This window comes from Rhizobium sp. R635, assembly GCF_002211285.1.
Lineage (GTDB): Bacteria > Pseudomonadota > Alphaproteobacteria > Rhizobiales > Rhizobiaceae > Rhizobium.
On the sequence record NZ_LOKX01000023.1, the window covers coordinates 77,141 to 91,375 of the forward strand.

Genomic DNA, 14,235 nt, shown 5'->3' on the forward strand with positions numbered 1-14,235 from the left:
CATGAAAATCGTTGAGCGCGTGCTAACACTGAAACCTTGCCAAGTCGATTGCCGTAAATGGGAATTGGCATTGCAGTGGCAACCTGTGTCTGTGCTAAGCTGGGTGACATGACAACCGTGACCGACGAAGATTTCTTTGCCGCCGTTCCGCTCTTCAGCGCATTCGAAGGCGTGACCGATGCCGCCAACTATCGGCCGCTGCCGGACGGATGGGTGCTGGCGCTCGCCGATATCGTCGGCTCGACACAAGCGATCGCCGGCGGCCGCTACAAGGACGTCAACATGGCAGGCGCCAGCGTCATTTCCGCGGTCCTGAATTCCGTCGGCAAGGGCGACTATCCCTTCGTCTTCGGCGGCGACGGCGCGCTGATCGCGCTTCCTGGTTCGCTTGATAAGACCGCGCGCGCCGCACTCGCCGCCGTGCAGGTCTGGGTCGAGGAGGATCTCGGCCTGATGCTGCGCATCGCCATCGTTCCGGTCGCCGATATCCGTGCTCACGGCCTCGACGTCCGCGTCGCGCGTTATTCGGCAAGCCCCCACGTCACATACGCAATGTTCTGGGGCGGCGGCACGAGCTGGGCCGAAAGGCAGATGAAGCTCGGCCAATACGGCGTTGACCGTGCCGCCCCCGGAACACGTCCCGATCTCACCGGGCTTTCCTGCCGCTGGAGCCCGATCGAGGCACGCAACGGCGAGATCGTCTCGATCATCGCCGTGCCCGGCGAAGGCCGCCCGGGCCAGGAATTCCGCGACCTCGTCAACGGCATCGTCGCCATCACCACCGAGCAGAACCGCGACAGCCATCCGGTGCCGGCCGATGGCCCGGACCTTGCCTTCTCGCTGCACGGCATCAACCGCGAGGCCAAGGCCACCGCGCCGGCCGGCCGGCGGTTGCGGCAGAAGGTCATCATCTTGCTGCAGCTTGCCATCACCGTCCTGTGCTTCAAGCTCGGCATTCCGCTCGGCCGTTTCGACGCCCGCCGCTACAAGCGCGACGTGGCCGGCAATTCCGATTTCCGCAAATTCGATGACGGGCTGAAGATGACGGTAGACGTCGATGCCGAACATCTGAAACGGATCGAGACGCTGCTGGAAGAGGCGCGCGCGAAAGGCATCGCCCGCTACGGTCTGCATCGGCAGGCCTCGGCGCTGATGACCTGTTTCGTCCCGACGCCGATTTCGCGAGACCACATGCATTTCATCGACGGTGCATCAGGCGGCTATGCGGTGGCGGCAAGCCGGATGACCGGCAAATCGCTTTCCGCCGTTTCCGTCACGCCTTGATGACGTGACCGGCCGAAAGGCCGAGCCGGTCGAAGACGTTGCGCGTATCGACGATCAGCGAAGCGCTTTTCGACAGGCCCGCGTAATCCACCTTGTCGTGATCGGTCGCGACCAGCACCGCATCGTAGCCGGCTATGGCTTCCTGCGTCAGCGCCACCGACTTACGGCCCTTCAGCGCCTGGTATTCGCGCGTCGGCGGGATCTCGGCGACGAAGGGGTCGTGATAGTCAGCCCGGCCACCGCGTTCCTCGATGATCTCGATCAGCCGCAGCGACGGGCTCTCTCTTATATCGGCGACGTTCTTCTTGTAGGCGAGGCCGAGCACCAGCACCCGGCTCCGGCTCAGCGCCTTGCCGGCGCGGATATCCAGCGCCTCTGCGAGCTTGCCGACGACATAGCGCGGCATCGCAGAATTGATCTCGCCGGCGAGCTCGATGAAGCGGGTCGGGAGCTCGTATTCGCGCGATTTCCAGGTGAGGTAGAAGGGATCGATCGGGATGCAATGGCCGCCGAGGCCGGGGCCGGGATAGAAGGGCATGTAGCCGAAGGGCTTGGTCTTGGCCGCATCGATCACTTCCCAGACATCGATGCCCATCGCCGCATAGACGGTCTTCAACTCGTTGACGAGCGCGATGTTGACCGAGCGGAAAATGTTTTCGGTAAGCTTCACCGCCTCGGCGGTCGCATTCGAGGAGACCGGGACGACGGCCGAGACCGCCGCGCCATAGAAGGCCTTCATCAGCGCCAGCGCCTCGGCGCCGTCGCCGGCAACGACCTTGGGGATGGTGGCGGTGTGATAATGCTGATTGCCGGGATCTTCGCGCTCCGGCGAGAAACCGACAAAGAAATCCGAGCCGGATTTCAGTCCTGTGCCTTCGAGAATGACCTTGACGATATCGTCGGTCGTGCCGGGATAGGTGGTCGATTCCAGCGCGACGAGCTGGCCGGGGCGCAGATGCCGAGCGATCGAGCGTGACGTCGCCTCGACGAAGGAAAGGTCGGGATCGCGGTGCTTGGTGAGCGGCGTCGGCACGCAGATGATGATGACGTCGCATGCGGCGAGGCCGGCGAAATCCGTCGTCGCCTGGAACCGCCCCGCCTCGATCTCGGCGGCAAGCGCTTCGTGGCTGACGGCGTCGATATAGGAGCGGCGGGCCTCGAGCGCCACCATCTTGCCGGGATCGATGTCGAAGCCGGTGACCGCAAAACCGCTGCGCGCCACCGCGATCGCCAGCGGCAGGCCGACATAGCCGAGCCCGATGATGCCGGCACGCGCCGCGCGGGTTTCGATCTTCTGCAAAAGCGTATCGAAGGTGGAGGAGGCCAAGGCGGGATCTTTCAGATGGGGAAGCTCAGGAAGCTGATCTAATGCATGATCGCTGCAAATTAAACCCGCGCGTGGATCTTCCTCTTTCTCCAGCGCGCTGTCCTTCCGCGCCGGTGGCTCCCCCTATCCAAGGTGTGACCGAAAAACCCCGGTGGCCGCCTTGCTACAACTTGAGCGCACAAAAAAATCCGGCTCCCATTGTTTCGCATTTGCAGCATCCCTATTTTGTCTTTTGATAATAAACCGCCATGAAAGGACTGCCCGTCCGATCTCCGACCGGGGAGCTGAGGGGCGTTGCTGCCGGGCTCCCGGCAGATCGTTGACACAATAATACCGCTCGTACATCCTGATTTCCTTATGTCCTGCGCATGAAAATGTGCCGGCCAAGGGGGTTTCTGTTCTTGGGGATGGCGTGCCTTATGAGGATCATACCGAGAATGAGCACGACCGAATCCAGCGTGTCCTCCATCCTGTTGGACCGGGTCGCTGAATGGCTGACGAACTCTTCGCTGGCTGGAGACGATCTTGAAAACATCGTGCGCGGCTTCTGCGAGAGGATTGCGGCCGCGGGCCTGCCGATAGCGCGCGTGCATCTCAGTTTTTCGATGCTGCATCCGCTCTACGATGCACTGAGCTTCACCTGGCGGCGCGCCAGCGGCGTCACTATCGAGGGCTTCCGCATGCCCGCAGGGCAGAAGCCGGATCGCTTCCTGCAGAGCCCCTACTACTATCTGCTCGACAACAACCTGCAGCACATCCGGCGCCGGCTGATGCAGGAGGGACCGGCCGAATTCCCGATCTTCGAGGACCTGCGCAAGGACGCCATCACCGATTACCTCGCCTTCGTGCAGCCTTTCGGCGACGGTTCCGTGCAGGGCATGATGGGCTCCTGGTCGACGGATCACCACAACGGCTTTTCCGACGACATGATCGACGCACTGCTCCGGATGCAGGATCATCTGGCGGTCGCCGCCAAGATGGCGGTGCTCGGCAAGCTCGCCAACAACATGCTGACCACCTATCTCGGCGGCGATGCCGGCAAGCGGGTGCTGAACGGCCAGATCCGCCGCGGCGACGGCGAGACGATCCGCGCCGCGCTCGTCATGGGCGACATGCGCGAATCCACGATGTATGCCGAAAAGGAAGGCCGGCAGGCCTATATCGACACGCTGAACCAGTTCTTCGACGCGATCGCCGCCCCCTTCAACCGCAATGGCGGCGAAATCCTGAGCTTCCTCGGCGACGGTTTTCTCGCCGTCTATCCCTGCGGCCGCCACAAGGACCCGTCGAAAATCGCCTGCGAGGCCGCTCTTTCGGCCGTCCATCAGGCGCAGGCGCGGGTCGCCGAACTCAACAGGGACCGCGAGCAGAAAGGTCTTTCCAGGGTCGGCTACGGCATCGGCCTGCATGTCGGCAACGTCATGTTCGGCAATGTCGGCCTCAAGGACCGCCTGACTTTCTCCGCCTTCGGCTCGGCGGTCAACGAGGTCCAGCGTCTGCAGATCCTTACCAAGAAATACGGCCGCGAGGTCGTCGCCAGCCAAGCCTTCGCCGGTTACTGCGGCGGCGAGTGGACGACGCTCGGAGAGGAAAAGCTGCGCGGCATCCGCCAGAAGGTGACGGTGCTGCAGCCGCGTGCGCCGGCCCCCGAGATCGACGCCGGCGAGGGCTTCCGCGAGGCCGTGCAGAACGGGCTTTCCGAAGCGGAGCAAGTCATCCTCCTGCATCGCGACGCCAAGAAACAGGTCAATCGCACAACCATGGAGAAGTTCATCCAGTAAGAGCTGCAACCCCTGTAAAATGAGCGCGCTCCGCCCGGTAGCTTCGGCGGGACGCGGCGATTTCCCCTGCAATTGTCATCAGCTAGACACCCCGTTTGCGGTACGATAGTGTGCCTTAACGGGAACATAGAAGACTGGGGAATTTCATTGGTATGGCGTCTGCTGCCGATCTGTTGCGTATTGAGAACCTCGACGTCTCCTTCTCGGTTTTCGGCGACCGGCTGCGTGTCGTAAAGGAAGCCAATCTCCGCATCCTTCCGGGCAAGGTCACCGCTCTCGTCGGTGAATCCGGCTCCGGCAAATCCGTGATCAGCCAGTCCGTCATGGGCATCCTGCCCAATCCGGCCAAGGCTTCCGGCCGTATCCTCTTCACCGATCCGCTCGACGGCAGCACGACCGATATCCTGTCGCTGCCGCGCGACAGCGAGGAGATGCGCGATCTGCGCGGCAAGCGCATGGCGACGATCTTCCAGGAGCCGATGACCTCGCTCTCGCCGCTGCATACGGTCGGCAACCAGATCAGCGAAGTGCTGCTGATTCATACCGACGTCGACAAGCAGGAGGCACGCGCCAGGACCGAGGAGATGCTCGGCCTCGTCGGCTTCTCCAATCCGCACCGCACCTACGACATGTATCCGTTCGAGCTGTCGGGCGGCATGCGCCAGCGCGCGATGATCGCCATGGCGCTGATCTGCAAGCCGGCGCTGCTGATCGCCGACGAGCCGACGACGGCGCTCGACGTGACGATCCAGGCGCAGATCCTCGAACTGCTGCGCGACCTGCAGGCCAAGCTCGGCATGGCGATGCTGCTCATCACCCACGATCTCGGCATCGTCGCCAACATGGCCGACGAGGTGGTCGTCATCTATCACGGCGAGATCATGGAGGCCGGGCCGGTCGAGGCCATCTTCCGCAATCCGCAGCACCCCTATCTCAAGGCGCTGATGGCCGCCGTTCCGCATTTCGACATGAAGCCCGGCGAGCGGCTGAAAGCGCTGCGCGACGTGCCGGTCAATCTCGAAACGCTCGTGGGCAAGAAGAAGCCGCTGCAGGCGGAGACGCCTGGCGTGCTGCTTTCGGTCGCCAATCTCTCCAAGACCTACAGGACGCGAAAGCGCAGTTTGCTCGGCAGGCAGGAAGCCACCGTCGTGCACGCGGTCGACGATGTCAGCTTCGACATCCGCCGGGGCGAATGTCTCGGCCTGGTGGGCGAATCCGGCTGTGGCAAGACCACTCTCAGCAAGATCCTGATGCGCGCCGTCACGCCTGACAATGGTGCGGTGGTGTTCAACGACGGCAAGGACGTGATCGACGTCCTCTCCGTCAAGGGCTCAGAGCTGCAGGAACTGCGCACCAAGATCCAGATGGTGTTCCAGGACCCGGTCTCCTCGCTCTCGCCGCGCATGACGGTGCGCAACATTCTGAGCGAACCGCTCGAAATCCACGACCGCGGCGACAGCGCCGAGCGCAAGCGCAAGGTCGAGGGGCTGATGGGCGCGATCGGCCTCGACAAGCGCTACCTCAGCCGTTACCCGCACAGTTTTTCGGGCGGCCAGCGCCAGCGCATCGGCATCGCTCGCGCTCTGGCGCTTGGCCCCAAGCTCGTCATCCTCGACGAGCCGGTCTCGGCCCTCGACGTCTCGGTACAGGCGCAGATCCTCAACCTGTTGAAGGACCTGCAGAAAGAGCTGGGGCTGACCTATCTCTTCATCTCGCACAATCTCGCGGTCGTCGATTACATGGCCGACCGCATCGCTGTCATGTGCAAGGGCCGCATCGTCGAGATCGCGCCGCGCGAAATCATCCTGCGCGATCCGGTGCATCCCTATACGAAATCGCTGCTCGCCGCCGTCCCCTTCCCCGATCTCGACCGGCCGCTCGATTTCAAGGCGCTCCGGGAAAACGGCGCCGCCGACAAGCAGAATTGGGGCGTAACCTTCACCGCCGAGCATGACGACGCGTCCGAGCTTGCCTATGCCGACCTCGGCGACGGCCATCTGGTGCGCGCCCGCAAGGGCGCCGATATCAGGGAGTTGCGCTGATGGTGACGCGTCGCACATTCCTCGGCGGCCTCGTCGGCGCGGCGATCGCGCCCGCGGTGCTGCGCGCCCAACAAATCGCCGAGCCGGAATTCCTGAAGGAGCGGCTTAGCGCCGGCAGCCTGCCGTCGATGGCCGAGCGCATTCCGCTTCGCCCGCGCATCGTCAACCTGAAGGAGATGGGGCTCGCCCCAGGCGCCTATGGCGGCACGGTGCGCACCATCATCGGCAGTCAGCGCGACATCCGCTTCATGACGATCTACGGCTATTCCCGCCTGGTCGGCTATGACAAGCACCTGCAATTCCAGCCTGATATCCTGGCGGCCTTCCAGTCCGAGGACGACACGGTCTTCACCTTCACGCTGCGCGAGGGCCATAAATGGTCCGACGGCGAACCCTTCACCGCTGACGATTTCCGCTACTGGTGGGAAGACGTCATCCTGAATGACAAGCTGACGCCCGGCGGCGGCGCGCTGGAGCTGCGCCCGCACGGCAATCTGCCGCGCTTCGAGATGCTCGATCCGCTGACCGTGCGCTACACTTGGGAAAAGCCCAATCCGATGTTCCTGCCGACGCTGGCAGGCCCCCAGCCGCTCGTCATCTTCGGGCCGGCACATTACCTCAAGCAGTTCCACAAGAAGTTCCAGCCCGACGAGGCGAAGATGGAACAGATGATGAAGGCCAGCCGCGTCAAGAAGTGGCAGGACCTGCACATCAAGATGGCGCGCTCCTACCGCCCCGAGAATCCGAACCTGCCGACGCTCGATCCCTGGCACAACACGACACCGCTGCCGGCCGATCAATTCGTCTTCGAGCGCAATGCGTTCTTTCACCGCGTCGATGAGAACGGCAGGCAGCTTCCCTATCTCGACCGTTTCGTCCTCAACGTCTCCTCCTCATCGATCATCGCCGCCAAGGCAGGCGCCGGCGAAGCGGACCTCCAGGCGACCGGCATCGATTTCAACGACTACACCTTCCTGAAGGAGGCCGAGAAGCGTTTCCCGGTGAAGGTCAACCTCTGGAAGGTCGCGCGCGGCTCGCGCATCACGCTGCTGCCGAACCTCAACTGCGCCGACGAGGTGTGGCGCGGCCTCTTCCGCGACGTGCGCCTGCGCCGGGCCCTGTCGCTGGCGATCGACCGGCACGAGATCAACATGGTCGCCTTCTATGGCCTGGGCACGCCGAGCGCCGATACCGTCCTGCCCGACAGCCCGCTCTTCAAGCAGGAATATGCCGATGCTTTCGTGAAGTTCGATCCGGACGAGGCCAATCGCCTGCTCGACGAACTCGGCCTGACCAAGCGCGGCGATGACGGCATCCGGCTGCTGCCCGACGGGCGTCGCGCCGAGATCACCGTCGAGACCGCCGGCGAGAGTAATCTCGATACCGACGTGCTCGAACTGGTGCACGACCACTGGGCCAATATCGGCCTTGCGCTCTATACCCGCACGTCGCAGCGCGACGTCTTCCGCAACCGCGCCATGAGCGGCTCGATCATGATGTCGATCTGGTATGGCCTCGACAACGGCGTGCCGACGGCCGACATGTCGCCCTCGGGGCTCGCGCCGACGCTCGACGATCAGCTGCAATGGCCGCTCTGGGGCATGCATTACCTCTCCGCCGGCCAGGAAGGCGTCGCACCCGACCTGCCGGAGGCGGCCGAACTGGTCGATCTTCTCAAACAATGGGGGTCGACGGCGAAATTCGAGGAACGCCAGGTGATCTGGCACAAGATGCTGTCGCTCTATACGCAGCAGGTCTTCTCGATCGGCCTCATCAACAGCACGCTGCAGCCGATCCTTCGCGCCGCCAAGCTGCAGAACCTGCCGGAGAAAGCGCTCTACGGCTTCGATCCCACCTCCTATCTCGGCGTCTACATGCCGGATGCATTCTGGTACAAGGAGGCCTGAGGCGTGCTCAGATACATTCTCTGGCGCATCGCCGCCATGGTGCCGACGCTCTTCGTCATTTCGGCGCTGGTCTTTACCATCATCGAGCTGCCGCCGGGCGACTTCTTCGAGAGCCAGATCGCCGAGCTGCGCGCCTCCGGCGAGACCGCCAACCTCCAGGAAATCGAGGAGATGCGCCAGCAATACGGCTTCGACAAACCGGAGATCGTGCGCTATTTCTACTGGGTCGGCGGCATGCTGCACGGCGACTTCGGCTACTCCTTCGAATATCAGCTGCCGGTCTCCGACGTGGTCGGCGACCGCCTGTGGCTGACGATCCTCGTCTCCTTCACGACGATCCTGCTCACCTGGCTGATCGCCTTCCCGATCGGCATCTATTCGGCCACGCATCAATACAGCTGGGGTGACTACGGGCTGACCTTCCTCGGCCTGCTCGGCATCGCCATCCCGAACTTCATGCTGGCGCTGATCCTGATGTATTTCGCCAATGTCTGGTTCGGGCTGTCGATCGGCCATCTGATGGACCAGCAATATCTCAATGCGCCGATGAGCTGGGAAAAGGCGAAGTCGATCCTCGGCCATCTCTGGATTCCCGTCATCATCGTCGGTACGGCCGGCACGGCCGGCATGATCCGGCGGCTCCGCGCCAATCTTCTCGACGAGATGCAGAAGCAATATGTGACGACGGCCCGCGCCAAGGGCCTGCATCCGATGCGGGCGCTGGTCAAATATCCGCTGCGCATGGCGCTCAACTTCTTCGTCGCCGATATCGGCTCGATCCTGCCCTCGATCATTTCGGGCGCCGAGATCGTCGCCATCGTGCTGTCGCTGGAAACCACCGGGCCGATGTTGATCAAGGCGTTGCAGAGCCAGGACATGTACCTTGCCGGCTCCTTCCTGATGTTCCTTGCCTTCCTGAACGTCATCGGCGTGCTGATTTCCGATATCGCGCTCGGCTTCCTCGATCCCCGCATCCGTCTGCAAGGCAGGAGCACCAAATAATGTCGCCCCTTCCCGCACCCGGCGCGCCGCTTCCGCACTACGTCTCGACCGCTCCTTTCGATCCGCACGCGACCGAGACGATGACGGCTGCGCAGTCGCGCATCCATCTCGCCTCGCAGAAGCAGCTGATGTGGTGGAAGTTCAAGCAGCACAGGCTTGCCTTGATCTCCGGCATCTTTCTCGCCGTCACCTACCTGATGATCCTGATCGTCGAGTTCCTGGCGCCCTACGGCCTGCACACGCGCAACGTCGATTTCATCCATGCGCCGCCGCAGCGCGTCCACTTCTTCGACAAGGGTGAGTTTGTCGGTCCCTTCGTCTACGGGCGCACCATGACGCTCGACCTCGATACACTGCACCGCGTCTATACCGATAGGCCGAACGACGTGCAGCCGATCCGGTTCTTCTGCCGTGGCGATTCCTACAAGTTCTGGGGTGTCGTCGCCTCGAACTATCATCTGGTCTGCCCGTCGATCGGCGGCCAGATGTTCCTGCTCGGCACCGACCGGCTCGGCCGCGACGTCCTCTCGCGCATCCTCTACGGCGCGCGGATATCGCTGACGATCGGTCTCATCGGCATCGCCATCAGCTTCGTGCTCGGCATCGTCATCGGCGGCCTCGCCGGCTACTGGGGCGGCATTTTCGATCTCATCGTCCAGCGCCTGATCGAAGTGCTGCAGTCGCTGCCGAGCCTGCCGCTGTGGATGGCGCTGGCCGCCATCATGCCGGTGACGTGGAGCCCGATCGTCATCTATTTCGGCATAACGGTCATCCTCGGCATCATCGACTGGACGGGCCTTGCCCGCGCCGTGCGCTCCAAGCTGCTGGCGCTGCGCGAGGAGGATTACGTGCAGGCCGCACAGCTGATGGGCGCCAGCACGCCGCGCATCATCGGCCGGCATCTGGTGCCGGGCTTCATGTCGCACCTCATTGCCTCTGCGACGATTTCGATCCCCGGCATGATCCTCGGCGAGACCGCGCTTTCCTTCCTCGGCCTCGGCCTTCGCCCGCCGATCACCAGCTGGGGTATTCTGCTGACCGAGGCAAAAAGCGTCAGCGTCATCGCCTTCTATCCTTGGCTGCTCTTTCCGATCATTCCTGTTGTTCTTGTCATTTTGGCATTCAACTTTCTGGGAGACGGCTTGCGTGATGCGGCAGATCCCTACAAATAGCAGCAAGCTCGGCGGCGCCTTCCGGCACCGCCCCCGCCTCGTGGCCTCCGGACGGTGGGGGTGCTAAAAATGTTGTTCACCCCGGAGGGAACGCCCATGGCCAGACGTCTCGAAGATGCACGCATCCTCATGTATAGCCACGACACCTTCGGCCTTGGCCATCTCAGGCGCTGTCGCGCCATCGCCCATGCGCTGGTGGAAGATTATCGCGGTCTCAACATCCTGATCATTTCGGGCGCCACGATCGCCGGCGCCTTCGATTACCGCGCCCGCGTCGACTTCGTGAAGATCCCAAGCGTCATCAAGCTGCGCAACGGCGAATATACGTCGCTTGCCAGCCATATCGACCTGCACGAAACGCTGAAGATGCGCGAATCGAGCATTCGCCACACGGCCGAGACCTTCCAGCCCGATATCTTCATCGTCGACAAGGAGCCGATGGGGCTGAAGGGAGAGGTCGAGGATACGCTCGCCTATCTCAAGGCCCGCGGCACCGTGCTGGTGCTCGGGCTTCGCGAGATCATGGACGCGCCGCATCTGCTCGACGCCGAGTGGAAGAAGAACGGCATCATGCAGAAGATCGACCAATATTACGACAGCGTCTGGGTTTACGGTCCGCCTGATTTCTACGATCCGCTCGTTGGTCTCGACGTACCGGCCAGCCTGCGCCGGAAGATGGATTTCGTCGGCTTCCTGCAGCGCAGCGTCTCCAGGGGCAAGAGCTCGGTCAACGCCCGCAAGGACAATTACCTCCTCGTCACCACGGGCGGCGGCGGCGACGGCTCCGATCTGGTCCACGACGTTATGAACGCCTACGAGGCCGATCCGACGCTGACGCAGAAGGCGCTCGTCGTGCTCGGGCCTTATATGCCGGCGGCCGAGCGCGCCAAGCTGGTGCAGAAGGGGGAAGCCATTCCCTATATCGAAGTGATCGAGTTCGACAATCACATGGAAGAACTGATCGACGGCGCCACCGGCGTCGTCGCCATGGGCGGCTACAACACCTATTGCGAGATTCTCTCCTTCGACAAGCCGGCCCTCATCGTGCCGCGCGTCAAGCCGCGCGAGGAACAGCTGCTGCGCGCCCAGCGGGCAAGCGCGCTCGGCCTTGTCGATATGCTGCTGCCGGAACAGTCGGCCGATCCGAGCATCATGGCAGAGGCGCTGAAGCGTCTGCCCTCCCGTCTGCCGCCGTCGAAGAGCGGCAGCAATATGCATCTCGAAGGGCTCGATCATATTTCGCAGACCGTCGGCCGATGGATCGACGGCCGCGCCAGCCACCTTGCCCTCGTCGCAGAATAGGGCAAAACCTTGCCGCCACGCCGCAAGATCCTCGTCGTGCTGAAAGGCTATCCCCGCCTTTCGGAAACCTTCATCGCCCAGGAGCTGCTCGGCCTCGAAAAGGCCGGGTTCGACCTCACGCTCATTTCGATGCGCCGGCCGACCGACAAGAAGCGCCATCCCGTGCATGACGAGATCAAGGCGCGCGTCGTCTACCTGCCGGAATATCTGCATGAGGAACCGATCCGCGTGCTGAAAGGCCTCATCGCCGGCTTCTCGAAACCTGGCTTCAAGGCACTGATCAAACGTTTCCTCGCCGACCTCAAGCGCGACATCTCCCGCAACCGCTTCCGCCGCCTCGGCCAGGCGCTCGTCCTGGCCCGCGAATGGCCTGACGGCGGCGAGTGGCTGCATGCGCATTTCATTCATACGCCGGCCTCGGTAACGGAATATGCGAGCATCCTGACCGGCACGCCCTGGACCTGTTCGGCGCACGCCAAGGATATCTGGACATCGCCCGACTGGGAGCTCCACGAAAAACTCGGCAGCGCCCGCTGGGCGGTCACCTGCACCAGAACGGGTTACGAGCACATGCGGGGCCTGACATCACGCAAGGATGCGGTGCATCTGAGTTACCACGGTCTCGACCTCGCACGCTTCGGTCATTTCGCCGGCCGGCGTTCGGATCGGAATGGCAGCGACCCCGATGACCCGGTCTTCATCCTCAGCGTCGGCCGCGCCGTCGAAAAGAAGGGCTACGACGTGCTGCTGCGGGCGCTGGCACTACTGCCCGCCGACCTCCACTGGCGCATGGACCATATCGGCGGCGGCGACGAGCTTGCGAAACTGAAGGCGCTCGCAGCCGAACTCGGCTTCGCCGACCGCATCGTCTGGAAGGGCGCCATGGCGCAGGAAGACGTGCTCGATCACTATCGCCGCGCCGACCTCTTCGCGCTGGCCTGCCGGATCGCCGCCAATGGCGACCGCGACGGCCTGCCGAACGTGCTTGTGGAAGCGTCGAGCCAGCGGCTCGTCTGCCTCTCGACCGACGTATCCGGCGTGCCGGAACTCCTGAAGAACGGTGAAAACGGCCTCGTCGTGCCGCCGGAAGATCCGGCGCTGCTGGCCCGGGCGCTGGAGACGGCGATCCGCGATCCGGCGCTGCGCAGGCGCCTCGGCGACGCCGCCGAAAGCCAGGTGCGCGAACATTTCGACTATCATTCCAGCATCCGACAGCTCACCGGCCTGTTCGAGGCCGAATGGCAGAAGGCCTCATGACGGCACCGCGTATCTTCTTCTATGTCCAGCACCTGCTCGGCATCGGCCACATCGCCCGCGCCAGCCGCATCGCCAATGCGCTCGTCAAGGACGGTTTCGACGTCACGGTCGTAACCGGCGGCCTGCCGGTGCCGGGCTTTCCCGGCGAGGGCGTCAAGACCGTCGCCCTGCCGGCGGTCGTCGCCAGCAACGCCGGTTTCTCCGGCCTTGCCGATGCCGATGGCCGGCCGGCGGGCGAGGACTTCCTCGCCGCCCGCCGCGATCGGTTGCTCGAGGCCTTTCATGCCGCAAGGCCCGACGTCGTGATCATCGAAGCCTTTCCCTTCGGCCGGCGGCAGATGCGCTTCGAATTGCTGCCGCTGCTCGAGGCGATCGACAAGGCCGAACCGCGGCCGAAGCTCCTGAGTTCGGTGCGTGACATCCTGCAGGAAAACCGCAAGGCCGGCCGCGACGCGGAGACGGTCGCGCTGGTCAAGAACCATTTCGACGCCGTGCTGGTCCACGGCGACCCCGATTTCATCAGGCTCGAGGATACATTCCCGCTGACGCCCGAAATCGCCGACAGGCTGCGCTATACCGGCCTCGTCGCAGCGCCGCCGGCGCCGGAACCCACCGAGACCTTCGACATCATCGCGTCGGCAGGCGGCGGCGCGGTCGGCGCCGAGCTGATCGGGGCGGCGAAAGAGGCGGCGGCGCTCCTGCCCGCCGACCTTCGCTGGCTGTTGATCTCGGGTCCGAACCTGCCGGAGGCCGATTTCGCCGCATTGTCGCAGGACGCGCCCCCGAATGTAACGCTGGTGCGCTTCCGCAAGGATTTTCCCTCGCTGCTGCGCGGCGCCAAAGTCTCGATCTCGCAGGCCGGCTACAACACCGTCGGCGATCTGCTGCGCACCGAATGCCGCGCGATCCTCATTCCTTTCGTCGCCGGCGGCGAGACCGAGCAGACGGTGCGCGCAGAACGGCTGCAGGCGCTTGATCTCGCCGAGATCCTGCCGGAAAACGGGCTGACATCGAGCCATGTGAAGGAGGCCGTCGAAAAGGCGCTCGCAGCGCCGCGACGGCGGCCGGCATTGCTCGATCTCGACGGGGCGGAGAAGACGGCCGGCATCATTCGATCCATGATTGCCGAATCGCTCGCCTAATCCAAAATTCCTGTGATAT

The 14,235-nt window shown here is 63.5% G+C and carries 10 protein-coding genes; 9 read left to right on the forward strand and 1 reads right to left on the reverse strand.

The features are described from left to right. Window positions 1-108: 108 nt before the first annotated feature. Window positions 109-1,284, forward strand: a complete 1,176-nt coding sequence (locus tag ATY78_RS17145; protein WP_088683511.1) for a DUF3095 domain-containing protein — start codon at window positions 109-111, stop codon at window positions 1,282-1,284. Here the strand turns inward: ATY78_RS17145 and ATY78_RS17150 are convergent. Beyond that, window positions 1,274-2,611: a nucleotide sugar dehydrogenase gene (locus tag ATY78_RS17150; protein ID WP_088683512.1), complete on the reverse strand. Its 1,338-nt coding sequence runs from the start codon at window positions 2,609-2,611 to the stop codon at window positions 1,274-1,276. The genes ATY78_RS17145 and ATY78_RS17150 overlap by 11 nt on opposite strands. A 437-nt stretch (window positions 2,612-3,048) precedes the next feature. Here ATY78_RS17150 and ATY78_RS17155 point away from each other — a divergent pair, with 437 nt between their 5' ends. The 8 genes from ATY78_RS17155 (at window position 3,049) to ATY78_RS17190 (ending at window position 14,216) form a co-directional block, all read left to right on the forward strand. Next, on the forward strand, window positions 3,049-4,392 hold the full coding sequence (locus ATY78_RS17155; protein ID WP_088683513.1) for an adenylate/guanylate cyclase domain-containing protein: 1,344 nt from the start codon (window positions 3,049-3,051) through the stop codon (window positions 4,390-4,392). 152 nt (window positions 4,393-4,544) lie between these two features. Next, window positions 4,545-6,434, forward strand: a complete 1,890-nt coding sequence (locus ATY78_RS17160) for an ABC transporter ATP-binding protein (protein ID WP_088683514.1) — start codon at window positions 4,545-4,547, stop codon at window positions 6,432-6,434. Then, window positions 6,434-8,341 (forward strand): ABC transporter substrate-binding protein, encoded by a 1,908-nt coding sequence (locus ATY78_RS17165; RefSeq protein WP_088683515.1) that lies wholly within the window; start codon window positions 6,434-6,436, stop codon window positions 8,339-8,341. The genes ATY78_RS17160 and ATY78_RS17165 overlap by 1 nt, the downstream gene beginning before the upstream one ends. Before the next feature lie 3 nt (window positions 8,342-8,344). Further along, complete coding sequence (locus tag ATY78_RS17170) at window positions 8,345-9,343, forward strand: ABC transporter permease (protein ID WP_088683516.1); 999 nt, start codon at window positions 8,345-8,347, stop codon at window positions 9,341-9,343. Further along, the gene (locus ATY78_RS17175; protein ID WP_190237480.1) at window positions 9,343-10,515 is read left to right on the forward strand and encodes an ABC transporter permease; all 1,173 of its coding nucleotides are present in this window, start codon (window positions 9,343-9,345) and stop codon (window positions 10,513-10,515) included. The genes ATY78_RS17170 and ATY78_RS17175 overlap by 1 nt, the downstream gene beginning before the upstream one ends. 96 nt (window positions 10,516-10,611) lie before the next feature. Further along, the gene (locus ATY78_RS17180; protein ID WP_088683518.1) at window positions 10,612-11,817 is read left to right on the forward strand and encodes a glycosyltransferase family protein; all 1,206 of its coding nucleotides are present in this window, start codon (window positions 10,612-10,614) and stop codon (window positions 11,815-11,817) included. Between the two features lie 9 nt (window positions 11,818-11,826). Further along, window positions 11,827-13,074, forward strand: coding sequence for a glycosyltransferase (locus tag ATY78_RS17185; protein ID WP_088683519.1), 1,248 nt, complete (start codon window positions 11,827-11,829; stop codon window positions 13,072-13,074). Continuing rightward, window positions 13,071-14,216, forward strand: a complete 1,146-nt coding sequence (locus ATY78_RS17190) for a glycosyltransferase (RefSeq protein WP_088683520.1) — start codon at window positions 13,071-13,073, stop codon at window positions 14,214-14,216. Before ATY78_RS17185 ends, ATY78_RS17190 begins: the two co-directional genes overlap by 4 nt. The last annotated feature ends 19 nt before the right edge of the window (window positions 14,217-14,235 follow it).